The sequence below is a fragment of the Bacteroidota bacterium genome (assembly GCA_016715425.1).
Lineage (GTDB): Bacteria > Bacteroidota > Bacteroidia > Chitinophagales > BACL12 > JADKAC01.
The window spans coordinates 98,385-122,733 of the sequence record JADKAC010000002.1 but is presented as its reverse complement, the minus strand read 5'-3'; the positions used below and the strand labels follow the sequence as shown (position 1 = coordinate 122,733).

At 35.0% G+C, this 24,349-nt stretch carries 23 protein-coding genes; 17 read left to right on the top strand and 6 right to left on the bottom strand.

Annotated features, from left to right (window positions below; all coding sequences use genetic code 11):
- Positions 1-254 precede the first annotated feature (254 nt).
- On the bottom strand, positions 255-2,369 hold the full coding sequence (gene ligA / locus IPN31_02425) for an NAD-dependent DNA ligase LigA (GenBank protein MBK8680764.1): 2,115 nt from the start codon (positions 2,367-2,369) through the stop codon (positions 255-257).
- A 156-nt stretch (positions 2,370-2,525) separates the two neighbouring features.
- Between ligA and IPN31_02420 the strand changes: the two genes are divergently transcribed.
- Both IPN31_02420 and IPN31_02415 read left to right on the top strand, forming a co-directional pair.
- Positions 2,526-2,888, top strand: coding sequence for a hypothetical protein (locus IPN31_02420; GenBank protein MBK8680763.1), 363 nt, complete (start codon positions 2,526-2,528; stop codon positions 2,886-2,888).
- An 84-nt stretch (positions 2,889-2,972) separates the two neighbouring features.
- Positions 2,973-3,170, top strand: coding sequence for a hypothetical protein (locus IPN31_02415; protein MBK8680762.1), 198 nt, complete (start codon positions 2,973-2,975; stop codon positions 3,168-3,170).
- On the opposite strand, the gene IPN31_02410 is transcribed toward IPN31_02415, so the two are convergent.
- Both IPN31_02410 and IPN31_02405 read right to left on the bottom strand, forming a co-directional pair.
- Positions 3,171-3,404 (bottom strand): 4a-hydroxytetrahydrobiopterin dehydratase, encoded by a 234-nt coding sequence (locus IPN31_02410; protein MBK8680761.1) that lies wholly within the window; start codon positions 3,402-3,404, stop codon positions 3,171-3,173.
- Between the two features lie 180 nt (positions 3,405-3,584).
- Positions 3,585-3,941 carry a carboxymuconolactone decarboxylase family protein gene (locus IPN31_02405; protein MBK8680760.1) on the bottom strand — a complete coding sequence of 119 codons (357 nt, stop codon included), beginning with the start codon at positions 3,939-3,941 and terminating at the stop codon, positions 3,585-3,587.
- A gap of 143 nt (positions 3,942-4,084) precedes the next feature.
- Between IPN31_02405 and IPN31_02400 the strand changes: the two genes are divergently transcribed.
- From IPN31_02400 to IPN31_02385, 4 genes are all read left to right on the top strand, one after another.
- Positions 4,085-4,681 carry a LemA family protein gene (locus tag IPN31_02400; GenBank protein ID MBK8680759.1) on the top strand — a complete coding sequence of 199 codons (597 nt, stop codon included), beginning with the start codon at positions 4,085-4,087 and terminating at the stop codon, positions 4,679-4,681.
- A gap of 11 nt (positions 4,682-4,692) precedes the next feature.
- Positions 4,693-5,136, top strand: coding sequence for a TPM domain-containing protein (locus IPN31_02395; protein ID MBK8680758.1), 444 nt, complete (start codon positions 4,693-4,695; stop codon positions 5,134-5,136).
- Positions 5,129-5,884: a TPM domain-containing protein gene (locus IPN31_02390; GenBank protein MBK8680757.1), complete on the top strand. Its 756-nt coding sequence runs from the start codon at positions 5,129-5,131 to the stop codon at positions 5,882-5,884. The genes IPN31_02395 and IPN31_02390 overlap by 8 nt, the downstream gene beginning before the upstream one ends.
- 467 nt (positions 5,885-6,351) lie before the next feature.
- Entirely contained in the window at positions 6,352-8,238 is a 1,887-nt protein-coding gene (locus tag IPN31_02385; GenBank protein MBK8680756.1) for an ABC-F family ATP-binding cassette domain-containing protein, read from the top strand.
- 79 nt (positions 8,239-8,317) lie between these two features.
- Here IPN31_02385 and IPN31_02380 read toward each other — a convergent pair whose 3' ends face one another.
- A complete protein-coding gene (locus tag IPN31_02380) occupies positions 8,318-8,689 on the bottom strand; it encodes an MGMT family protein (protein ID MBK8680755.1) in 372 nt (123 codons plus the stop codon).
- 28 nt (positions 8,690-8,717) lie between these two features.
- On the opposite strand from IPN31_02380, the gene IPN31_02375 reads away from it, so the two are divergent.
- Positions 8,718-9,284, top strand: coding sequence for a hypothetical protein (locus tag IPN31_02375; GenBank protein MBK8680754.1), 567 nt, complete (start codon positions 8,718-8,720; stop codon positions 9,282-9,284).
- 278 nt (positions 9,285-9,562) lie between these two features.
- On the opposite strand, the gene trmB is transcribed toward IPN31_02375, so the two are convergent.
- Positions 9,563-10,264 carry a tRNA (guanosine(46)-N7)-methyltransferase TrmB gene (gene trmB, locus IPN31_02370; GenBank protein ID MBK8680753.1) on the bottom strand — a complete coding sequence of 234 codons (702 nt, stop codon included), beginning with the start codon at positions 10,262-10,264 and terminating at the stop codon, positions 9,563-9,565.
- Positions 10,265-10,466: 202 nt separating this feature from the next.
- On the opposite strand from trmB, the gene IPN31_02365 reads away from it, so the two are divergent.
- From IPN31_02365 to IPN31_02320, 10 genes are all read left to right on the top strand, one after another.
- Positions 10,467-12,002: a peptide MFS transporter gene (locus IPN31_02365; protein MBK8680752.1), complete on the top strand. Its 1,536-nt coding sequence runs from the start codon at positions 10,467-10,469 to the stop codon at positions 12,000-12,002.
- Between the two features lie 67 nt (positions 12,003-12,069).
- Complete coding sequence (locus IPN31_02360) at positions 12,070-12,873, top strand: sulfite exporter TauE/SafE family protein (protein ID MBK8680751.1); 804 nt, start codon at positions 12,070-12,072, stop codon at positions 12,871-12,873.
- Positions 12,874-12,899: 26 nt separating this feature from the next.
- Positions 12,900-13,418 (top strand): rhodanese-like domain-containing protein, encoded by a 519-nt coding sequence (locus IPN31_02355; GenBank protein ID MBK8680750.1) that lies wholly within the window; start codon positions 12,900-12,902, stop codon positions 13,416-13,418.
- Positions 13,419-13,864: 446 nt separating this feature from the next.
- Complete coding sequence (locus tag IPN31_02350; protein ID MBK8680749.1) at positions 13,865-15,502, top strand: T9SS type A sorting domain-containing protein; 1,638 nt, start codon at positions 13,865-13,867, stop codon at positions 15,500-15,502.
- A gap of 21 nt (positions 15,503-15,523) precedes the next feature.
- Positions 15,524-17,323 (top strand): T9SS type A sorting domain-containing protein, encoded by a 1,800-nt coding sequence (locus tag IPN31_02345; protein ID MBK8680748.1) that lies wholly within the window; start codon positions 15,524-15,526, stop codon positions 17,321-17,323.
- A gap of 454 nt (positions 17,324-17,777) precedes the next feature.
- The gene (locus IPN31_02340; GenBank protein ID MBK8680747.1) at positions 17,778-18,497 is read left to right on the top strand and encodes a UMP kinase; all 720 of its coding nucleotides are present in this window, start codon (positions 17,778-17,780) and stop codon (positions 18,495-18,497) included.
- A 3-nt stretch (positions 18,498-18,500) separates the two neighbouring features.
- A complete protein-coding gene (gene frr / locus IPN31_02335) occupies positions 18,501-19,076 on the top strand; it encodes a ribosome recycling factor (protein MBK8680746.1) in 576 nt (191 codons plus the stop codon).
- Between the two features lie 343 nt (positions 19,077-19,419).
- Positions 19,420-20,166 carry a 3-oxoacyl-[acyl-carrier-protein] reductase gene (fabG, locus tag IPN31_02330; protein ID MBK8680745.1) on the top strand — a complete coding sequence of 249 codons (747 nt, stop codon included), beginning with the start codon at positions 19,420-19,422 and terminating at the stop codon, positions 20,164-20,166.
- A 19-nt stretch (positions 20,167-20,185) separates the two neighbouring features.
- Positions 20,186-20,353: a transcriptional regulator gene (locus IPN31_02325; protein ID MBK8680744.1), complete on the top strand. Its 168-nt coding sequence runs from the start codon at positions 20,186-20,188 to the stop codon at positions 20,351-20,353.
- Positions 20,354-20,419: 66 nt separating this feature from the next.
- Positions 20,420-22,516, top strand: coding sequence for a hypothetical protein (locus IPN31_02320; GenBank protein ID MBK8680743.1), 2,097 nt, complete (start codon positions 20,420-20,422; stop codon positions 22,514-22,516).
- 361 nt (positions 22,517-22,877) lie between these two features.
- Here the strand turns inward: IPN31_02320 and IPN31_02315 are convergent, their stop codons facing one another.
- Entirely contained in the window at positions 22,878-24,317 is a 1,440-nt protein-coding gene (locus IPN31_02315; protein ID MBK8680742.1) for a T9SS type A sorting domain-containing protein, read from the bottom strand.
- Positions 24,318-24,349: the final 32 nt, after the last annotated feature.

The following is a 24,349-nucleotide window of genomic DNA, read 5'->3' as shown; positions in this document are numbered from 1 at the left end:
ATGCATATATTTTTGTGAATTGTGATTAGCTGAAAGTTCCGATTAATATCAGAATGAATTGTCAAAATAAATTAGCCACGAATGCACGAAAAAAAGGACGAATGCACGAATAGATTATTTTTTATTCGTGCATTCGTGTTTCAAATATATTCGTGCATTCGTGGCTCTTTTTCTTTTATTCGAGGCTTATGAAGGATTCACAACTTCGATGTTAACACATAATCTCTGTGATAACACTTCTATGTGAATTAAAATCACTTCCTCCCAATCATCTCCAAAAAACCATCTTCATCAATTATCTGTATTGAAGTAATTTTTTTTGCTTTATCTAATTTACTTCCTGCTTTTTCTCCTGCAATTAAATAGTTGAGATTAGCACTCACACTACTCAATATTTTTCCGCCATTTTCTTCCACCATTTCCTTCGCTGCATCTCTGCCAAACTGTGTGAGTGTTCCGGTAAATAAAAATGTTTTACCTTCTAATACACCGCCAGTTGATTTTTTTTCCTGATGCATATTCACTCCATACTTTTCTAATTCATGCAGCATGTGAATGTTTCCCGGATTCTGAAAAAATTGCACAATACTCTTTGCTACTTTTTCACCCACACCATTAATCTCCATCAATTTTTCTTCATTCCATTCTATCATTTCATGTAAATCAGAAATTTCTTTCACCAAATCTTTTGCTGTTTGTGTACCTACATGTCGAATACCAAAACCATTTACCAATCTCCATAACGGTTGTTTTTTTGATGCTTCAATTCCTTCTTTTAATTTATTAATACTTTTTTCTTTCCATCCTTCCAGCGTTGCAATTTTTTCAAAATCCAAAGTATATATATCCGGAATTGTTTCCAGCCAACCTTCACTATAAAATGTACTCACAGTTTCTCTTCCAAAGCCATCAATATCCATTGCATCTTTCGAAACAAAATGAATCAATCTTTCTTCTGCCTGCGCCGGACATTCAATATTCACACAGCGAAATACAGCTTCTCCTTCTGGTTTATAAATCGTTTGGTTGCAAGAAGGACAATGATTAATAAATACAAATGGTGTTGAATCTGATTTTCTTTTTTCAGGAATTATACCGGCAATATATGGAATCACATCACCAGCTCTTTGCAAAATAACAGTATCACCAATGCGAATATCCTTTTCCAAAATCATATCCTCATTATGCAGTGAAACTGATGATACAGTTACACCTCCAATATATACAGGTTTCACTTTTGCAACCGGCGTAATTGCACCCGTGCGACCCACTTGATATTCTACACTTTCTAAAATTGTTTCCGCCTCTCTTGCTTTAAATTTAAATGCAAGTGCCCAACGTGGATGATGCGCAGTGGAGCCACATAATTTTTGTTGTGCAATGCTATTTACTTTTATCACCATGCCATCTATCTCATAAACATAGTCATCACGTTTTTTCTCCCAACTATCAATAAACGATAATACTTCAGCAATGGAATTACATAATTTTTTTTCCTGTTGCGGAATTTTAAAACCTATAGCTCCTAGAAAATTTATATTCTCGAAATGTGTTTTAAATTGTTCCGCAAGAATATCTTTTTCGTTTTCATCAACGGCGTATGCAAGCTGATAAATAAATGCTTCCAAACCACGACGTACCACTTCATCCGAATCTTTAACACGCAATGCACCTGCTGCAGAGTTTCGGGGATTTTGTAAAATGGAAAGTCCATCTTCTTCACGCCTTTCATTAATGCCCGCAAATGTTTTTTTATTTATTACCACTTCACCTCTTAGCTCTACACGATATGCATTGCGTTGAGAAAAATTTGCAGAAAGCGGAATACTGCGCATGCGTTTCGCATTGTTAGTTATTTCATCACCCGTACTTCCATCACCTCTTGTCGCCGCACGAACTAACATATCATTTTCATAAATTAATGCGATGCTGCTGCCATCAAATTTCGGTTCGACACTGTATTGAAATGTTGCATCACCCAAAAATTCTTTTACTCTGCGGTCCCATTCCAACAAATCATTTTCATCATACGAATTATCTAATGACAACATAGGAATGGAATGCGCCACTTTCGGAAAATCTTCTGTCAATCCTTTTGCAACTCGTTGCGTTGGTGAGCCAGGAGTTTGCAGTTCAGGAAAATCTTGTTCTAACTGTTTCAGTTGTTTGAATAAACGATCATAATCAAAATCACTGATTACATTTTTTGATTCAGTGTAGTACAACCAATCATGGAAATTAATTACTTGCTTTAAATCATCTACTTTATTTTTTGCAGAATTTAAATCTTCCACTGTATTTTCTAATGTATGTAATAGACTTTGCGAAAGTGCAATAAGTTCTTTTTGAATTTCTATATTATATTTCATTTTTCTAATGGCATTAACACCAACAAAAATAAAGATAGAACCGCTATTCACTAAAAAAGAAGAGAAGTTTAAACCATCATAACTTCAATGCATAAGTGGGAAAGTGTTGAATACGTTTTTTTCTTTTTCAGAAAAAGCGTAATTTGGTAAACCACTATGAAACGATTTCTAATAATTACAATCATTTTACTGAGCTGTGAAATCGGCTTTGCGCAGGATCATTCAATAAAAATTGCACCATTTCATTTTCTTTATACGCCAATACCAAAAGTGGATTATGAATTTGCTTTTAAAACAAATAGAAGTATCGGAATAACTATTGATTATTACAATTTTAGTGCATCAGACAATGGGGTTACTTTTAAACCATACTATCGCTATTACTTCGAAGGAAAAAACACAATGCCTTCACGAGGGTTTTATATTATGCCCTCAATGTATTTAGGCCAAACAAATCAGCAATATTATTATGGATCATGTAGCTGGTCAGGTTCATGTTTTGATACTATTATTTCTTAATTTGTTTATGGAGCAGGAGTTGAGCTTGGATGGCAGGATAATGTAGGGCCAAATAAAAGAATACTTCTTGATTTCTCCATTGGTTTGAAGTTTATTCCTTTTCCTTCAAATGTACCTGAAAGTTATACTTCAGAATATGGAAAAGTTTGGGAGCGCACGGATGGTAGTAGCTTTAATTTAGATTTAGGATTACCAAATCTATCTGATTGGAATGAAAGTTATGTCGGCTTCCCTATTGCTTGTTCGTTTTTTGTTGGCTATAAAATTTTTAAATCGGATTGATTAGCCACTAATTTTATCAATCGCATCCGCCAATTTTCTGTCTTTATCAGTAACAATATCTCCTGCATCATGCGTGCTTAAAAATATTTCAACTGTATTATATTCATTTGTCCAGAAAGGATGATGATTTTGTTTTTCTGCAAGCAAAGCCACACGACTCATAAATGCAAATGCCTCAGAGAAATCTTTGAATTCAAATTTCTTATTCAGTTTATTGTTTTCTTCTTTCCACATAGTTTTTTATTTAGATTACAGTAAAGATAAAGAGTATTGAGTATTGGGTATCGGGTATCGGGTATTGAGTAATCAGTGATTCAGACAAAAAAAATTTTCAACTCGAAACCTTCAACTCGAAACCCGAAACTATTTAGTCAATGTCAATGGTCAATAGTCTAAGTTTTTCATTGTCCACTGTCAATTGTCAACTGTTAATTTATTAAGTTCCTCCCAATACTCAGCTCCTCTGCGGGTATGCGGAATCACAATTGTGCCGCCGACAATATTTGCCACAGCAAAAATTTCATATACTTCATCGGTGGTAACGCCGGTTTCAAAACATTTTCCCAAATGATATTTAATACAATCATCACAGCGCAATACCATACTCGCTACAAGTCCGAGCATCTCTTTTGTTTTTACATCTAATGCACCCTCGGCATAAGTATTCGTATCTAAATTAAAAAGTCGGTTAATTACTTTATTATTCTTGCTCAGAATTACATCATTCATTTTTGAACGGTAAGCATCAAAATCTTCTACAAGTGTTGCCATATTTTTTTATTTGTGAAGTTAATCACAAAATATTTTGGGCATTCATTCGACGTCTATCAGATATCGGCAAAGTAGAATTGATTAATTTTGAAAAAAACATTTAAATAACAATGGCTAATACCACCCCTTCTGCTCCACGTCGCATGGCATTTCCACGCTGGGCAATTACTGTAGGAATTATAGTAATCATCGCAATTATTCTGTATAACTTTTTTGCCGGCGCTCAACGCAGCATGGTGGAATTAGATGAAGCCGCCAATGGCAAATGGGCAAATGTGCAAAGCAGTTATCAGCGTCGTGCTGACCTGATTCCTAATCTTGTAAATACTGTGAAAGGCTATGCAGATTTTGAACAAGAAACTTTAGTGAAAGTAATTGAAGCAAGAGCTAAAGCAACAAGTATTACTATTGATCCTTCTAATGCAACTCCTGAACAGTTTGCGCAATTTCAACAAGCGCAAGATGAATTAGGTGGCGCTTTATCCCGCTTGCTTGTAACTATTGAACGTTATCCGGATTTAAAAGCAAATCAAAATTTTCTGGAATTGCAAGCGGAACTTGCAGGTACTGAAAATAGAATTAATGTAGCCAGAAATGATTATAATACATCTATTCAAGCCTACAATACTTATGTGCGCCGTTTCCCGCAAAACTTGTTAGCAGGTATGTTTGGTTTCGAACGCAGAAGTATGTTTGAAGCAACTGCAGGAAGTGATGTTGCACCAAAAGTAGAATTTTAAAAGGCTGACAGATGCCGGCTGCAAGATCATTTTTTACTGAAGCTCAACAAGCGGAAATTACAAAATCAATTCGGAGTGCAGAAATGCAAACATCGGGAGAGTTGCGTGTACATCTTGAAGATAAATGCAAAGGAGATTCCTATAAACGTGCGTTGCAGATTTTTAAAAATCTGAAAATGCATACTACTGCAGAACGCAATGGCGTGTTATTCTATCTTGCGACATCAGATAAAAAATTTTCCATCATTGCCGATCAGGGAATTCATAAAAAAGTAGCAGATGATTTTTGGGATGATATCCGGAAAGGTATGGAAACAGAGTTTTCTAAAGGGCGGTTTATGGAAGGATTGATTCAGGGAATTGAGCAATCGGCAGAACAATTGAAAAGACATTTTCCATTTATAAAAAATGATCAAAACGAATTACCCAACGAAATTTCATTTAATAATGAATAAAATTTTTGCGGTAATACTTACTGTAATTTTCAGCGCACAATTATTTGCGCAGGTAAATGAAAAAGATTTTCCGCCTCGCCCTTCACCACCCAGATTAGTAAATGATCTTGCAGATGTTTTATCTCCTGAACAAGAGCAAACACTTGAAAATAAATTGGTGGCTTTTGATGATTCCACTTCTACACAAATAGCTATCGTTACATTAAAAAGTACAGGCAATTATGCGATAGAAGATTATGCATTATATCTCGGTAGATTTTGGGGGATAGGTCAGAAGGATATGAATAATGGTGTTATCATTCTTGCTGCTATAAATGATAAAAGAGTTACGGTTCAAGTGGGATATGGTATTGAACCGTTTATCACGGATGGTCGTGCAAAAAGAATTATTGAACAACATATTTTACCTGAATTTAAAACCGGAAATTATTACAATGGATTAGATGCCGGAGTGAATCAGGTGATGGCTTATGTGAGTGGAGAGTTTGATCCTTTAGATGATCAGTTGACTGATGAAATGAGCTGGCAGAAAATTGTCCTCATCATTCTCGTTGTGTTATTCATTATGTTTTTTATGGGTAAAAGAGGCGGCGGCGGTGGGGTAACTTATTCCGGTCGTGGACCAACCTACTGGGGCGGTGGATGGATGGGAAGAGGCGGTGGAGGCGGCTTTGGCGGAGGAGGAGGTGGCTTCGGCGGATTTGGAGGAGGAAGCTTCGGTGGCGGCGGCGCAAGCGGAGGATGGTAGAGGTGATGTGCAAATGAGATAATGTGCAAATGTGCAAATGAGATAATGTGCAAATGTGGTTAATGTGCAAATGTGAGAATGTGAGAATGTGAGAATGAAAAAATTAGCCGATGTGATGATTAGCCGATTAGCCGATGGAATAATGTGCAAATGTGAGAATGTGCAAATTATATTGATTAGCAGATTAGCAGATTAGCCGATGAGGAAATGGCAATGTGCAAATGAGGAAATGCCAATGTGCAAATGTGAAAATGTGAGAATGTGCAAATGAAAAAACCCGGAACTTGAAACCCGAAACACGAAACTCAAAATTTTAAACCTTTTTGACAATGGTCTAAGTCAATAGTCAATGTTAATTTGCCAACAACCTATACCCAATTAATCAGTAATGATTTTTTTTCATTGTCAACTGTCCATTGTCAATTGTCAATTCAAAAAGTCAATACCCAATACTAAAAAAACCAATCGTGAATTATCTAACAGTTGAATCATTATCAAAAACATTTGATACCAAAATACTTTTTCAGGATATTACTTTAAGTATTAATAAAGGTCAGAAAGTAGCTCTCGTTGCCCGCAATGGTGCCGGTAAAAGTACATTGCTTAACATACTTGCGGGCAAAGAATATGCGGACTCAGGCACGGTGCAATTCAGCAAGGAAATTACTACTGCTTTCTTAGAACAAGATCCTGATTTAGATTATAGTTTATCGATTGCGGATAATGTGTTTACGGGAGATTCGCCGGTGATACAAGCAATAAAAAATTATGAAACAATTACTTCTCATCATGATGAAGAAAATTCTGTAGCACACCTTAATAAATTGGATGATGCTATTCATCAAATGAATGTGACGGACGCATGGGATTACGAACAAAAAATCAAGCAAGTATTAAATCGTCTGGATATCACTGATCTGGAACAAAGTGCTTCTTCATTAAGTGGTGGTCAGCGCAAACGAGTGGCGCTTTCGAAGTTATTAATACTGGAACCGGATTTTTTAATCATGGATGAGCCAACGAATCATTTGGATATTGAAATGATTGAATGGTTAGAAGAATATTTATCTACAAAAAATACAACGCTATTAATTGTAACACACGACAGATATTTTCTTGATCGTATTTGCAACTACATCTATGAATTGGAAGATGGAAAATTATTTTTACACAAAGGGAATTTCTCTAAATACTTAGAAAATAAATCTATTCGTATCGCTACAGAAAATGCAGAAATTGATAAAGCAAAAAATCTGTATCGCCGTGAATTGGAATGGGTGCGCCGTATGCCGAAAGCACGTACTACAAAAAGTAAATCCAGAGTAGATAATTTTGATAAGATAGAGGAAAAAGCATTTTCAGGAACACATGAAGATGCATTGAAATTAGATGTGAAAATGACTCGCATCGGTGGGAATATTTTAGATGTAAAACATGTATCAAAATCTTTTGGTGAATTAAAAATATTAGACAACTTCAGCTATTCATTTAAGAAGGGAGAAAAGATTGGAATAGTAGGAAAAAATGGTGTCGGCAAAAGTACATTCCTGAATATGATAATGGAATTGCAAAAACCGGATAAGGGAAAAATTTCTTCCGGTGAAACAATTGTGTATGGCTATTATGCGCAACAAGGTTTGCAATTTAAAGAAGATAAACGTGTGCTCGATATTGTAAAAGATATTGCAGAATTTATTCCGATGGCGGATGGTTCTAAATTGTCCGCAACACAATTGCTGTTGCGATTTCAGTTTAAAGCGGAAACACAATATAGTTTTGTTTCCAAGCTGAGTGGTGGCGAAAGACGTCGTTTGCATTTAATGACCATCCTGATTAAAAATCCAAACTTTTTAATTCTGGATGAGCCAACAAACGATTTGGATATTGTAACACTGAATATACTTGAAGATTTTCTACAAACATTTCCCGGTTGTTTAATTGTGGTAAGTCACGATCGTTATTTTATGGATAAACTCACACATCAAATTTTTTCTTTTGACGGTGATGGAATTGTAAATATTTATCCCGGCAATTATTCTGATTATCGCAGAAAAATTGAACAACAAAAAGATACAGAACAAAAATTACCGGCAGATAAAATTGTAAAAACAGAATCTACTACAGTATCAAAAAAAACAGTTGTAGCAAAACGTTCTTACAAAGAGCAACGTGAATTTGAAATGCTGGAAAAAGAAATCCAACAATTAGAAGAAAAGAAAACAACGATTGAAAATGATTTGTCTAATGTTGATTTATCCCACGAAAAATTAGTATCTCTTTCCAAACAACTTCCTGACATTATAAAATTGATTGATGAAAAAACAATGCGCTGGATGGAGTTGAGTGAAATTTGATAGAGAGAATGTGCAAACGAAAGCCACGGAACCCGGAACTTGAAACCCGAAACCCGAAACTTTTCTTGCCAATAGCCAATTAATAATATCTGTTTTTTTCATTGTCAACTGTCCACTGTAAATTGTCCATTGTAAAAGGATCCCAGAATAATTTTTTGAAATCAACAACTTTATCATTTTCAACTTTTATTCCTTCTTTTTCCAAAGCATGTTGCATTGCATCAGGAGTAGCGAAATGAAATTTTCCACTGAGCATACCATTGCGATTTACAACCCGGTGTGCCGGCACTTTTGGTTTTACTCCGTGAGATGCATTCAATGCCCATCCGACAGTGCGGGCACTCATTCCTGTTCCCAGATATTTTGCGATGGCGCCATAGCTCGACACTCTTCCTTTCGGAATTAATCTGACTACCTGCCAAACGAGATCAAAAAAATTTTCTTTGGGCATCTGTTATTTTTGCGACAACTGTAAAAATATGGCATTAAAAATTCCGGTAAAAGCAGGTGCAATTTCTAATTTAACTGATGCAAGATTTTTTGCTTCGTATGAAGTGGATATGCTGGGCTTTTGTTTAGATCCGCAAAATGAAAATTATATTTCTCCACAAGAAGCACAAGCAATTAAAGCATGGATTAGCGGACCAAAAATAGTTGCCGAGTTTGCAAATCAGGATGAAGAAAATGTGTTGAACATAATTGACTTTTTACAAGTGAATGTCATACAGTTGAGTGCTGATTATTCAGAACAATTTATAAAACAATTGCAAGAAAAGGGATTGCAAATCATCTTAGATTTTTCAACTGCAACACCAGATACAATTTTAGATGTATTGCAAATTGAAAACATTTCCTATTACATCATTACCGAAACACAATTTGAAGAAATAAAAATTTTACAAAACAAAAATGTAATTGTATTAATCCAATCTGAGAATCATCTTAATCATTATCCCGCTATTCAATTAAATGGCTTCAAGGAAAAATCAATCGGAATAAAATTATTTGAGTTTGAAGGAAATGTATTGGATGGGATTTTGGAATAGATTTTTTATGCGAAGTATCTAGTTAATAAACGCAATACTTATTTTTGATTACTCATTTTTGCATTCCTAATTATTAATTCTAAGATAATGTCACCCCTTCGGGGTTTAGTTTTTTTTGTTCGTGTAGTTAGTTACAATAATGACAACCCTTCGGGTTTATCGGTGAATCATTTCATTTGCACATTCTCACATTCTCACATTACACAAATCGGCTAATCAGCTAATCAACTAATCTGCTAATAAATTTCATCTGCACATTAATCCCATCTGCTAATCGGCTAATCACTAAATCTGCTAATTAATTTCATCTGCACATATTTAATTTTCTTCCCTTCTGCAAGATGCATTTTTTCGTAATAGGTTTTTATGGTGAGGAAAGGATGATGTAATGGTTTGCTGTAAATATCATCATCATTAAAAAGTAGAATTGCGTTTGTGTCTGCTATAGTTTCCAAAGTGAAATTATAGAGTGTAGGATCATCAGTTTTTAAATGAATTAATCCACCGGGTTTCAGAAAATGTTTGTAGATGTTTAAAAATCTTTCACTCGTTAACCGTTGCTGATCCTTACATGGTTTTAAATGCGGGTCGGGAAATGTTATCCAGATTTCACTCACTTCATTTGCAGCAAAAAAAAGTGGAAGTTGAGTAATCTCCATTCTTATAAATGCAGCATTTCTTATTTGCTGTTCCATTCCAAGTTTTGCACCTGTATGAATGCGGTTGCCTTTTATATCAATACCAATAAAATTTTTATCGGGCATTGCCTTCGCCATATCAATTGTATATTCTCCCTTACCGCATGCTAATTCTAAAATCAATGGATTGTCATTTCTAAAAAAATCTGCACTCCACCGTTCTTTATAATTTACCTCTTCACCCACAGAATTATGCAATGCAGGATTTTTATAATGTGTGTGTTGCAATACATTAGTAAAGGTGTGAAGAGCAGCAAATTTTTGTAGTTTCCGTTTTGGCATGTTGCAAAAATATGTACTGTAATCAGATGGCAGCTGATATGGTTGGTTTTTGCACTATAAATTAAAATCTTATTTTAGGCACCGATTTAGAAAGCAACCGCTGAAATGGAATCCTCCTCATCTCGGCAAAAGCAATAGGAATATTAGAAAAAAGTATTTTTAAAAAAGAATTGACAACTTTTCAAAAAACCAATCACAGCGTATGATTCAACCAAACACTCTGGAAGAAATTCAGGACTTTAAGGGAAAATATCCAAAGCAGATATGGTACCTGTTCTTTAGCGAAATGTGGGAACGATTTAGTTTCTATGGTATGCGTGGCATGCTTACATTCTTCATGATAGATCAATTATTCATGGATGAAAAATCTGCTAACCTGCAATATGGTGCAACACAAGCATTCGTTTATGCTTTCACATTTATCGGTGGTTTATTTGCTGATAGAATTTTAGGATTTCGTAAATCATTATTCTGGGGTGGATTATTAATGATAACCGGCAGTTTAATTCTAATGGCTGATCCACATAAATTTTTCTTCCTCGGTATCAGCTTCAACATTATTGGAACAGGTTTTTTTAAACCTAATATTTCTACAATGGTGGGCGCACTTTACAAAGACGGAGACTATCGTCGTGATGCAGGATTTTCTTTATTCTATTCAGGAATAAATATCGGTGCATTGTTAGGTGGATATTTGTGTATTGCAATTGGAAAAGGAACGATGTTAAGTAGTGTTGTTCCTGCAAATCTCACATGGAATGTTGCATTCGGTTTAGTAGCAATAGTAATGACTATTAGTTTGCTCACATTTGTTTACACCCGAAATTCAATGGCAACAATTGGATTAACTCCATTTCGTGATACTACAAAACCCGGTAATGTTACTTTAAAATCAAAGCGTTGGTATGAGTATGCAGTATATATCGGAGGACTTGCAGCTATTCCATTTATTATGATGATGGTGAAGACACCAAAGTATGTTGATTATTTTATGTATATCGTCGGTCCTGCGAGTTTGATATATCTATTTTATGAAATGACAAAACATTCTGCAGCCGAAGTGAAGCGATTATTTGCTGCATTATTATTTATAGTATTCTCTGTTGTGTTCTGGGCAATATTTGAACAAGCAGGTGGATCACTTTCTATTTTTGCTGCACACAACTTGGATAATAAATTATTGGGTGCCGTAGAATTAGATCCCAATGGAGTGAATAATGCTGCCAACTCCTTATTCGTAATCATTTTTGCACCTATCCTTGGTATCTTATGGATTGCAATGGCTAAGAAGAAAATTGAACCAAACACAATTGTAAAATTTGGATTGGGTTTCTTATTCCTCGGACTTGCCTTTTATGTATTTTATGCAACACGTTTTTTTGCAGATGCAAATGGGATGGCATCACTCGATGTATTTACGGTTGCTTATTTTGTAGTTACACTCGGCGAATTATGTTTATCGCCTATCGGATTATCGGCAATGACAAAATTATCTCCCACTCGCTTACAAGGGCTGATGATGGGCATGTGGTTTTTAGCATCTGCTTATGGTCAGTATGTGGCCGGTTTGTTTGGGGCAAGTATTGCAGGCGATGTTGGTGCAGCAAGTAATGCAGAAAAATTATTGATATATACAGAAGGGTATAAAGACATGGCTGTGTATGCGGTTATTGCAGGTGTGATATTAATTGTAATTGCACCTTTTGTTAGAAAACGATTGATGGGTCATGTGCATTAAGAAATTGTGCGCAACATCACATAAATAAAATTAAAAAGTGCAGAGCTTTACACCTGCACTTTTTTTTATGGAAATACTTGGATACATAGGGGCATTATTAGTTGGCGTAACACTCGGACTGTTAGGTGCAGGTGGCAGCATTCTTACTGTGCCTGTATTATATTATCTGTTCGGTGTGGATGCAGAATTAAGTACTGCCTACTCTTTATTTATTGTCGGCATAACTGCACTTACCGGAGCTATTCCAAACATGCGCAAAGGATTGGTGAGTTATAAAACAGCTATTGTATTTGCAATTCCATCTATGCTGGCAGTTTATATTACCCGTGCATATATACTTCCCGGAATTCCTGATTATTTATTTACCGCAGGTGATACTGTTATTACAAAAGATATTGGTATTGTATTATTCTTTTCAATCATTATGATTGCAGCAGCATTATCAATGATTATTCATGGTAAAAGAAATCCGGATACTATTGAAGCTCGTTTGCGATTTAATTATCCGGTTATTATTATTGAAGGAATTGTAGTAGGTGTCCTTACAGGAATGGTTGGTGCCGGCGGTGGATTTTTAATTATTCCTGCATTGGTATTATTTGCACGCTTGCCGATGAAACTTGCTATAGGAACTTCATTATTAATTATCGCTTTTAAATCTCTGTTTGGTTTTTTGGGAGATATACAAAGTGGTCAACCGATTGACTGGATGTTTATGTTATTATTTTCTGCTATTACTGTTGCCGGAATTTTACTCGGCACTTATCTCACCAACTTTGTGGATGGCAGAAAACTAAAAGGTGCATTCGGATATTTTGTGTTGTTGATGGGTGCTTATATTATTATTCGTGAACTATTCCTGAAAGTATAAGTTTTAAAAACTAAATGCGCCTACCTATGACTATTAAAATCATCGCACTGTTAATTGTATTTTTTGTAATTGGATTTATCGCCATTAAAAATGTGAGAGCACAGGTGCATGTAAATAATAAAGCATATGATGTTACACTTTCTACTTTATTAAGTCATTCGGTAAATGAAGTTGATGTAAATGAAGTAGCAAATTCTAAAGACATTGTTTTATTAGATGCCCGTGAAAAAAATGAATATGATGTTAGTCATATTGAAGGTGCAATTTGGGTGGGTTATGATAATTTTAATTTGAATCGTATTAATACTATTCCCAAAGACAAAAATATTATTGTGTATTGCAGTGTTGGCTATCGCAGTGAAAAAATTGCGGAGAAAATAATTGCAGATGGTTATACAAATGTTTCTAATTTATACGGCGGCATTTTCGAATGGGTAAATACAAATCATACTGTTGTAAATGATTCAAATATTCCCACCGATTCAATACATGCCTATGATAAAGCCTGGGGAGTTTGGCTGCAAAGAGGAGTGAAAGTTTATTAATGAAATTGACAATGGACAGTTGACAATTGACAATGAAAAAACTTAGACTGTTGACATTGACAAAAAATGTTTCGGGTTTCGAGTTTCGGGTTTATAAATTATCGTTCGTCTTTTTTTAAAATACTATTAGCCTTTAGCAGTTGGCGGTTGGCAAGCCACATTGACTTTTGACTATTGACATTGACTAAAAAAGTTTCGGGTTTTAATCTTACTCATCACAAACCATTGATTTTTTCGATTACACGATTACACAATTCGACAGTTACACTATTCTCACATTTGCACATTCTCAAATTCGCACATTATCACATTCGCACATTCTCACATTCGCACATTTGCACATTCTCACATTAGCTCCTTCTGCTACAATCTCGAAATTTTCTCCTTTCTTTTCTACTTATAAATAGGTTAATTTGAGCTATCATTTCAAACCTAAGAGAAAAAATATGAGATTTATTTACACTGTAATACTGTTGGGATGTATAATCCCAAAAATTGTCAACTCTCAATCTGCACCACAACTATTAAAAGATATTTACCCGGGAGATGACCATAGTTATCCTCAGGGGTTTGCTACTATTAATGGATCGCTAATATTTTCCGCCTATGATGGAACAAATGGTATTGAATTCTGGAAATCAGATGGAACAGAAGCGGGTACTTCAATGGTGAAGAATATAGGACCTGATGCTGCTTCATATTGTGAATCTGTTTATGGCTGTGGTCCGGAGTTTATAGTTATGAATGATATAATTTATTTCCGTGCTAGTGATAATATACACGGTGCAGAAATATGGAGAAGCGATGGCACAGATGCAGGCACCTACATGGTAAAAGATATTAATCCTGGTCTAGGTGATTGCAGCAATTCTATATTTATGACGAACCAATATTTTACTGTGTTAGATAACGTAATATATTTTGCTGCTGACGGGGGTGGAAATAATATAGAGCTTTGGAGAAGTGATGGAACTGAAGCAGGAACATATTTGGTAAAAGATTTTGCTGTGGGACAAAGTAGTGTTCCGAAGTATATTTCAGCAATAGATGGCAACCTATATTTTCAATGTAAAAATGCCGATGATGAACCTGAGCTTTGGAAGAGTGATGGCACAGATGCGGGTTCTATTTTGCTAAAGAAAATGTGGGCGATTGGTTATGATAATGATAGAGGGTTTATAAAATTTGGCGACTATATTTATTTCGCAGGTGATGATGCAGAAATTCCATACAATTTAGAATTATGGAGAACTGATGGTACACCATCCGGCACTCAACTTTTTTTGGAATTGAATCCGGAAGATGATGATGGCGGCGATCCAAGAGAGTTTCATATTTTAAATGATAAACTTATTTTTTGTGCAAAACCGGAGAGTGAAGTTGCTTTAATGGTAAGTGATGGAACACCCGAAGGAACTGTTCGATTACAGGATAAAGACGCACAGAATTTTACTGCCGGTTTTTATCAATTACCTACAGAAGATAAATTATATTTTCAGGGAAATAATGATGATAATGAAAGTGGTTTATGGATAACCGATGGAACTGATAATGGTACATCTTTTCTCCTTGCAATTGAATCAGGATCATTTGAAAATTCCTTTGCTACAGTGGTGAATGGAAACAACATCGTTTTCAGTGGATATGATGATGATAATGGATGTACTGCAATTTTTCAAAGCGATGGAACTCCGGAAGGAAGTGTAATGACTTATCCCTGCGATGTGCTCACTTATCCCTATCAAATGTATAATTATAATGGACAAATAATAGTGGAAGCAGAATCAGAAACTACAGGTAATGAACCATGGATTATTTCGCCGGAATTTACTACTTCAGTTTATGATGTAGAAATACAAACTACAATTCATTTATTTCCGAATCCTGCAATAAATACAATTACAATTTCTGTTGATGATTTATTACAAAATGATATTACTGTATTAAATGCGTTTGGTGAAATAGTATATCATTCTACTTTGCTATCCACAACACAAACACTTGATATTTCTTTTTTATCCGCAGGAATTTATTTTCTTAAAGCAGGTAATCAAATTACTAAATTCATAAAAATCAATGCATAAATAATCCCTAAATTTTTTATTATGAAAAGTATTATTATTATATCAATCATTCTTATTTCGAACACATACATTTTTTCTCAAATCCCAACTTACCAATGGGCATATAGTATTGGTGATGTAGGTCAGGAAAACTTAGATGATATTGCCACTGATAGTGAAAACAATATTATTATTTCCGGACAGATGTATTCAACTACGGATATGGATCCTACAGAATTTTCTGAAATACTTTATCAAATAGGACAGCAGGATGCATTTATTGAAAAGTTTAATGCAGATGGATATGTGGAGTGGGGATTAAATTTTGGTGGCGCATATTATGATGGTGTTTACCAAATCGCAGTGGATAAAGATGATAATATTTTTGCTGTTGGATATTATAGAGGAACAATTGATTGCGATCCCGATATGGTGGATGTTGCAAATATTCCCGGCTATGGTGGTTACGATATGTTTCTGGTAAAATTTGATAAGAATGGGGAATTTATTTGGGCACATGGTTTTGGCGATGTAAGTGCGCTTGATTATGATGATTTTGTAAATAGTGTGGCTGTAGATGATGATGGCAGTGTTTATATAACCGGGCAATTCAGAGGTAGTATTGATTTTGATCCGGGTCCTGATGTTCATGCAATTAATGCGACTATAACTTCTATAGATTGTTTTGCTGCAAAGTATAATGCAGATGGTGAGTATCAATGGGCATTTCGAATTTCCGGCTTTGATGGTGAATACGGAACTGCAATTACAATTGATAATAATAATGATGTAATTATTGCCGGACAATTTGAAGGTACTGCAGAATTTTCCGGTCATTTAATTACTGCTGCGGGAGGAGAAATATTAGGTTATCCTAAAGAAGGAGATGTATTTATTGCAAAGCATAACAGCGATGATGGAAGTTACATTTGGGCAAAAACAATTTTTGGAGATACAGAACAAAACGCCGGATATAGCAATAATGCTTTTGCTTTAAAAACAGATGCGGATAATAATATTTACATTACTGGATTACTTTATGGCGAAGGAGATTTTGATATGAATGATGATGAATTTATTGTTACTTCTTACGCTGACTATGATAATTATTTTGCAAAATATTCTCCCGATGGAGACTTAATTTGGGTACATACTACTGCACCAAAATTGCCGGGTTATAATCTTGATATGGCAATAGATGGTAATAACGATATTTATCTCACTGGCTTTTTTGGTTATAGTACAGGCGTTCCTTATGAAGCAGATTTTGATTTTAATCCGGATAGTATTTATGCATTGCAAAGTTTAGGTGAAAATGATATTTATATTGCAAAATATGATAGCAGTGCTGAGCTGTTGTGGGCATTTAGTCTTGGTGGTTCTGAATATGATTATGCCACAGCAATTGCATTAGACAATGATTATAATATTTGTGTTGGAGGATGGTTTTTTAATACCGATGATTTTGATGCAAATCCTGATTCCAATTTTATTTGGCTTCCATATACTGCTCCCGATTGGGGCGATAATATCTGGATGGGAAAATATAAACAAGATGGTATTACAATTCCACAAGACACTACTGATAATCCAAGTGGGATAGATGAGATTACACAAAACAATAGTTTTATAATTTATCCGAATCCTGCTGAAAATAATATTCAACTAAAAAATGTAAACAGTGAATTATTCAATGCGCAAATTGAAATCTTAAATATTCATGGAGAAGTTATTAATTCATTTGTATATAAAAATTCAAGTATTGATATTTCTGCTCTTCCGGTTGGTTTATATTTTATACGAATAGAAAATGAAATCCAAAAATTTGTGAAAAGCGATTAATTAATTTATAACATTGACCATTGACTTTGACTATTGACAAAAAAGTTTCGGGTTTCGAGTTTCGGGTTTATAAATTATCGTTCGTCTGTTTATTAAAAAGCTATTAGCCTTTAGCAGTTGGCAAGCCACATTGACTATTGACTTTGGCAAAAAAAGTTTCGGGTTTTAATCTTACTCATCACAAACCATTGATTTTTTCGATTACACGATTACACAATTCTCACATTTGCACATCACACACATTCTCACATTTGCACATTCTCACATTTGCACATTTGCATTTCATCGGCTAATCGGCTAATCAACAAATCTGCTAATTAGCCTACATTCTCACATTTGCACATTAACCACATTTGCACATTATTCAAATCAGCTAATCGGCTAATCAACCAATCTGCTAATTCCTCATTCCTAATTCTACATTCCTAATTCTCCTCTATTATCTTTACACGACATGGCAATAAAATACAAACGCATACTGCTGAAGTTAAGCGGTGAAGCCCTGATGGGCAATCAAAATTTTGGTATTGATCCGGAACGTCTGCATCAATATGCGGAAGATATCAAAGAAATTTCTGCTCTTGGTGTGCAGGTAGCTGTTGTAATTGGAGGTGGAAATATTTTCCGTGGAATGTCGGGTAAAGACAGTGGAATTGATCGTGCTCAAGGTGATTATATGGGAATGCTGGCAACGGTTATCAATGGTATGGCTTTGCAAAGTGCATTGGAAAATGTAGGCGTATATACCCGATTGATGAGTGCAATAAAAATGGAACAGATCTGTGAGCCTTATATTCGACGCAGAGCTGTTCGACATTTGGAAAAAAGCAGAATAGTAATTTTTGGAGCAGGTACAGGTAATCCATATTTCACTACAGATACTGCGGCATCACTTCGAGCTGTGGAAGTAGAAGCGGATGTGTTATTAAAAGGAACACGTGTGGATGGTGTTTATACTGCCGATCCGGAAAAAGATAACACAGCAACCAAGTTTGATGAAATCACTTTTAAGGAAGTATATGCAAAAGGTTTGAATGTGATGGATATGACGGCAATTACGCTTTGCGAAGAAAATCATTTGCCTATCATCGTTTTTGATATGAATAAAAAAGGTAACCTTCGTCAAATAATGGAAGGAGCACAAATAGGAACATTAGTAAAAAATAAAGTATAAGTTATGCAAGAGCAATTAACAGAAGAAATGGAAATGCAGATTTTGGATGCAGAAGATCAAATGAAAAAAGCGATTCAACATTTGGAAGTTGAAATTTCGCATGTGCGTGCAGGTCGTGCAAACCCATCTGTGTTGGATGGATTGAAAGTAGATTATTATGGCACATTGACACCGCTGAATCAAGTGGCAAATATTTCTACTCCCGATGCGAGAACTATTAATATTCAACCTTGGGAAAAGAAAATGTTGGGTGAAATTGAGAAAGCAATTTTTCAGGCAAATCTCGGTATTACACCAATGAATAATGGTGAAGTAATTCGCTTATCAGTTCCGGTATTGACAGAAGAACGCAGAAAGGATTTAGTGAAGCAAGTAAAACAAATTGGTGAAGGATCTAAAGTGACTATTCGCAATTCTCGTAAAACCGGAAATGAAGAAATAAAAAAATTACAGAAAAATGGATTGCCGGAAGATGTTGCAAAAGATGCAGAAGATCGCATTCAAAAATTAACAGATAAATATTCCGCAGAAGTAGAAAAACATTTAGGAGTGAAAGAGCAGGAGATAATGACGGTGTAGGGGTGAATAGTGAGTGGTGAGTAGTGAGTGGTGAATAGTGAATGGTGAGTGGTGAGTGGTGAGTGGTGAGTGGTGAGTGATAAGTAATCAGTTATGAGTGATGAGCTGTTAGTTATGAGTTCTTTTTGTCAATGTTCAAAGTCATTAGTCAAAGTTTTTTAGCCAATAGCCATTTATCGAGTGATGAGTTCTTTTTGTCAAAGTCAATAGTCCAAGTCAATGTTCAAATTCATTAGTCAAAGTTATTTAGTGTTGTGTTTTTTCATTGTCAATTGTCAACTGTCCATTGTCAATTTATAAAGCCATCAGCCAACAGCCAATAGCTTAAAAAAAAATATAAATAATGAAATTACTCGAAGGAAAAACAGCATTAATAACCGGCGCATCAAGAGGTATTGGTGAAGCAATTGCAATTCGGTTTGCGGAAGCGGGTGCATCTGTTGCATTTACATTTTTATCGTCGGAAGAAAAAGCAAAAGTGTTAGAAGAAAAACTGATTGCCTCCGGTGTAAAAGCAAAAGGTTATAAAAGCAATGCAGGGAATTATTCGGAAGCAGAAAAATTAATTGCGGATGTATTGCAGGATTTTGGTGCATTGGATATTGTAGTAAATAATGCAGGGATCACTCGTGATAATTTGTTGTTGCGCATGAGTGAATTAGAATGGGATGATATTATGAATACGAATTTGAAATCTGTGTTTAATATTACCAAACATGCAATTAAACCGATGATGCGTGCAAAGAAAGGAAGCATTATAAATATGTCTTCGATAGTTGGAGATATTGGTCAGGCAGGACAAGCAAATTATGCAGCATCCAAGGCAGGTATTGTTGGCTTCACAAAATCAATTGCAAAAGAATTAGGCTCACGTAATATTCGTTGTAATGCGATTGCTCCCGGATTTATTCAAACAGATATGACGGATGCGCTGAATGATCAAACCAAAGAAACTTATTTTAAACAAATACCACTCGGCAGATTTGGAAGCACAACTGAAGTTGCAGATGTTGCATTATTTCTTGCAAGTGATATGTCGGGTTATGTTACAGGTCAGGTGATAAGTGTTTGTGGTGCGTTGAATACATAATTCAGTAATTATTATTTATATGGAATTAAAACCGATTATAACGGAAAAAAATTATACAGTTGCAATGCTGCGGATAGAAGAACTTTGGGGATCAAAATTTGGAACTCCGGAAGGTGATGAGTTGAATGAACTTGTTACTCTTATTGAGAAATATGAAGAGTTAAATTTTCCTATCCGAATAATGTGAGATTTTTTTAATGCAATAACACCTTTTAAATTCGTTATCACTTCATAAAAATAATAAAATTTATCCTTGCAGGTTTTTACTGATTATCCTTTCTGGTTTTGGTTGTTGTGTATAGCAGCAGGTTTGTTGTTTTCTGCCGGCATGTATTATCGTGAACGCAAAGCATGGCAGGCAACAGGAAATTCTACCATCATTTTATTATTATCATTCTTAAGATTTGCAGCAGTAAGTATTATTTGTTTTTTATTATTAAATCCTTATTTGCGATCTTCCAATACTGTTTCCGAAAAACCTATTGTGGTAATTGCACAAGATAATTCTGCTTCTATTGCTTCAGGATTAAAAGATTCTGTTGCATATAAAAATGCATTATCAGAATTAGAAAAAAATCTGGCTAAAGATTTTGAAGTGCGCACTTATATTTTTGATGATGACTTTACGGAATCTGATGCAATGCATTTTCAAGGCAAGAGCACAAACATCTCAAATGCATTTACTGAACTGCAAAGTATTTATCGCAATTTAAATGTAGCGGCAATTGTGTTGGGCAGCGATGGAATTTATAATGTAGGCAGCAATCCATTGTATGTAAAAAATAATCTTGTTGCTCCCATTTATACAATTGCCATCGGTGATACTGTTCCAAAAAAAGATGTGCGTATTACCCGTGTGCAACATAATAATCTGGTGTATTTAAAAGATAAGTTTACAGTTATCAGCGATGTGTTTGCAATGTTTTGTAATAACACAAATGTGAATGTGATAATGCGTGAAATAGTGGGTGATAGTTTTCGCAATCTCGGTGAAAAAACAATTGCAATTAACAACGATAGATTTACTGAATCTCTGGATTGGGAATTAACTGCCGATGCGGTGGGAGTGAGACATTATCAGGTATTGGTGCGCAGTGTAAATGGAGAGGTTACCGAAGAAAATAATTACGCTGATTTCTTTGTGGAAGTGTTAGATGCACGACAAAAAATATTATTGCTTGCCGATGCACCACATCCTGATATTGCTGCTTTGCGTGCCTCCATTGAAAACAATAAGAATTATGATTTGAATGTGGAGTTGGCAGAAAAATTTACAGGCAATGTGGGGGATTATACATTAGTTATTTTACATAATTTACCTTCTGCAAAATATCCAATTAAACAAATACTTGCAGATGCAGATCGTTTACAAATTCCATTGTGGTTTATTACAGGTTCTTCAACAAATATTCCTGAATTAAATGATGCACAAAATCTTGTACGTATTGAAATAAATCGCAGTAGTATGAATGAAGTAACAGCTTCTGTAAATCAGGGATTTAATTTATTTACTGTGGAAGATGCATTTACGAATGTGTTGCCTAAGTTGCCACCGATGTCTGCAATTTATGGTAAGTATGCAGTATCACCTGCTGCACAAATTTTGTTATTTCAAAAAGTAGGAACAGTATCCACACAATATCCATTGTTGCTTTACAGTGCGCCGGGTTCTAAGAAAACTGCATTGTTATTAGGCGAGCATATTTGGAAGTGGCGCATGTATGATTATCTGATAAATAAAAATCAGGATGTAATAAATGATCTGGTAAATAAAACAGTGCAGTATCTCGCAGCAAAAGATGATAAGAAACAATTTCGTATTACAGTAGCCGGACAAGTAATGCATGAAAATGAGGAAGTGATTTTGGATGCAGAATTATATAATGAAACCTACGAATTAATTAATACGCCTGATGTATCTCTCACCATTACAAATGCAGATGGAAAATCATTTGATTTTTTAATGGATCGCAGTGGAAATCGCTATCAATTAAATGCAGGATTTTTACCACCGGGAAACTATAGCTTCGAAGGAAAAACTATTTACAACAATAAAACTTATACGGATAAAGGCGCATTCGTAATTACTCCTGTGCGATTAGAAGTGATGAATACAACAGCAGATCATAATGTATTATATCAACTTTCTGCAAATACAAATGGTGAAATGATTTACCCCGATCAGGTAGCAGAACTTGCAGAAAAAATTCGTGCAAGCGAAACTTCAAAACCCGTATTGCGGGAAGTAATAAAAACACAAAGCATCATAAACCTCCGCTGGATATTCTTTTTAATTTTTGCATTTATAGCAGTTGAATGGTTTATCAGAAAATATCTGGGAACATATTAATTTTTAATGTGCCCACGATAGTTATCGGGGTGCTGATGTGAAAATTATTTGATTAGCATATTAGCAGATTAGTTGATTAGCCGATTAGCCGATTTGTTTAATGTGCAAATTTGAGAATGTGAGAATGTGCGAATTAAATAATTAGCGGATAAACCCGAAGGGTTGGCATTATTGTAACATTCAACTCTAACAAAAAAAAAATCAAACCCCGAAGGGGTGACATTATCTTAGAATTAGGAATGTAGAATGAATGAATAATCAATAATCAGTGATAAGTTTTTTTAACTCGAGATCCGAAATTTTTAGTCAATAGTCAAAAGACAATAGTCAATATGTCTTTCCAACGGACAATAGCAAACTGTCATTTTTTATAATTCCCCTCAACCTTAATAAATTTCTCCGCATATTTAATTACCTCATTATTTTTTAATTGCACTACATAGATGCCCGATGGTATACCGGAGATATCTATTGATTGATTTGCAATAATTTTTTCTTGTAACAGCAACTGACCGGTAGCATTATACATAACAACTTCATCACCAAAACTGACATTTCCTGAAATAATAAAAGAAGTAGAAGCAGGGTTAGGATAAATACTTATAGCATCTTTTTTATTTATTGTATGAAGTGCAGTGCTTAAAGTATCGCACTCGCTGCCGGCTAAAGCCCCGAGGTTGTAGTTGGGGAAATTAGGGAGGCCAAATATTGATCGTTTGCCACCCAGCCATATAGTTGCCGTATCAAAATCACAGGCCATGCCTTCTGCATTGGGGTTATTAATGACACTTAAATTTTCATTGGGGAAATCAAAAACCTCATTGGGCAAAATATCATAAGACATACAAATGTAAATTTTACCATCAGGCGCTAACTGATGTTGCCCCATCCAAAAATCATCTAAAGGATTGTCAAAAATTAAAGTTTTAGATGCTTTAATATCGCCCTGGCAAATATCATATTGAAATAGTTTACCGGGAGGGTATTCTGAAATATATAATTTACATCCATCGGGTGAAAATGATGCCCCATATAATGGTGTGGGTGCATCATTTCTCAAATCAATCCAGTTGCTGAGTTCGCCGGTGCAGCGGTCAAAATCAAAAAGATCGATAATCTCGACATTATATACGCTGATCAGTTTATCGCCTTGCTCGGTAAAAATCATTTCTCCAAAACGGCCTGTCGTGGTTAAATTTTCTGCACCAATAGTTTGTAAAAATGGGCCTTCAACCCCGTCGGGAGTGACTAAATACTTATAATATGTATTTCCAAGTGAACTATGAGTAATTACCCACCAATCCCTGCCATTTGCATGTTTTACGGCGTTTAATTTTTCCGTCATTTCATCTTCACTCAGTTGTATGTTTTTTTCTGCTGTAACATCACCTAAGCCACTATTTAAATTCATATCAATAGCTGAATAGTATAAATAGTAAAAATCTAGAGTAAATAGGTAAAATAAATTATCCTGTTCAGGTGTTGGAATTATCAAACAGCCCTGAGTAATGCTTGAACCATACACATTTATATTAGCCGCAAGATCATTACCATTCGGCATTATATTATTATTTTTATCCCAGACCTTTATACTATTGGAATAAAATAGGAGATTCCCAGATGAGTCGGAAATTGAAGCCGACGGCTCATGGGATTGTAATGATGAGTTCAAAATATATTCCGGAGAGCCCGATGTAAAGTGCAGTCCTGCACTGTCGCCAAAATGCCAATAATTATTGAACTCTTGTGAGTAAATTATATTACTTAAAATTATTAGCAAGGTTAATATTAATATTCTCATAAATACAAGGTAAAAAAGAGAATGCCCTCTCA

Bases quoted from the DNA above. Each gene is read 5' to 3' on its own strand.
- ligA (MBK8680764.1), bottom strand. From the start codon at position 2,369: ATGAAATATAATATAGAAATTCAAAAAGAACTTATTGCACTTTCGCAA.
- IPN31_02420 (MBK8680763.1), top strand. From the start codon at position 2,526: ATGAAACGATTTCTAATAATTACAATCATTTTACTGAGCTGTGAAATC.
- IPN31_02410 (MBK8680761.1), bottom strand. From the start codon at position 3,404: ATGTGGAAAGAAGAAAACAATAAACTGAATAAGAAATTTGAATTCAAA.
- IPN31_02405 (MBK8680760.1), bottom strand. From the start codon at position 3,941: ATGGCAACACTTGTAGAAGATTTTGATGCTTACCGTTCAAAAATGAAT.
- IPN31_02400 (MBK8680759.1), top strand. From the start codon at position 4,085: ATGGCATTTCCACGCTGGGCAATTACTGTAGGAATTATAGTAATCATC.
- IPN31_02395 (MBK8680758.1), top strand. From the start codon at position 4,693: ATGCCGGCTGCAAGATCATTTTTTACTGAAGCTCAACAAGCGGAAATT.
- IPN31_02390 (MBK8680757.1), top strand. From the start codon at position 5,129: ATGAATAAAATTTTTGCGGTAATACTTACTGTAATTTTCAGCGCACAA.
- IPN31_02380 (MBK8680755.1), bottom strand. From the start codon at position 8,689: ATGCCCAAAGAAAATTTTTTTGATCTCGTTTGGCAGGTAGTCAGATTA.
- IPN31_02375 (MBK8680754.1), top strand. From the start codon at position 8,718: ATGGCATTAAAAATTCCGGTAAAAGCAGGTGCAATTTCTAATTTAACT.
- trmB (MBK8680753.1), bottom strand. From the start codon at position 10,264: ATGCCAAAACGGAAACTACAAAAATTTGCTGCTCTTCACACCTTTACT.
- IPN31_02365 (MBK8680752.1), top strand. From the start codon at position 10,467: ATGATTCAACCAAACACTCTGGAAGAAATTCAGGACTTTAAGGGAAAA.
- IPN31_02360 (MBK8680751.1), top strand. From the start codon at position 12,070: ATGGAAATACTTGGATACATAGGGGCATTATTAGTTGGCGTAACACTC.
- IPN31_02355 (MBK8680750.1), top strand. From the start codon at position 12,900: ATGACTATTAAAATCATCGCACTGTTAATTGTATTTTTTGTAATTGGA.
- IPN31_02350 (MBK8680749.1), top strand. From the start codon at position 13,865: ATGAGATTTATTTACACTGTAATACTGTTGGGATGTATAATCCCAAAA.
- IPN31_02345 (MBK8680748.1), top strand. From the start codon at position 15,524: ATGAAAAGTATTATTATTATATCAATCATTCTTATTTCGAACACATAC.
- IPN31_02340 (MBK8680747.1), top strand. From the start codon at position 17,778: ATGGCAATAAAATACAAACGCATACTGCTGAAGTTAAGCGGTGAAGCC.
- frr (MBK8680746.1), top strand. From the start codon at position 18,501: ATGCAAGAGCAATTAACAGAAGAAATGGAAATGCAGATTTTGGATGCA.
- fabG (MBK8680745.1), top strand. From the start codon at position 19,420: ATGAAATTACTCGAAGGAAAAACAGCATTAATAACCGGCGCATCAAGA.
- IPN31_02325 (MBK8680744.1), top strand. From the start codon at position 20,186: ATGGAATTAAAACCGATTATAACGGAAAAAAATTATACAGTTGCAATG.
- IPN31_02315 (MBK8680742.1), bottom strand. From the start codon at position 24,317: ATGAGAATATTAATATTAACCTTGCTAATAATTTTAAGTAATATAATT.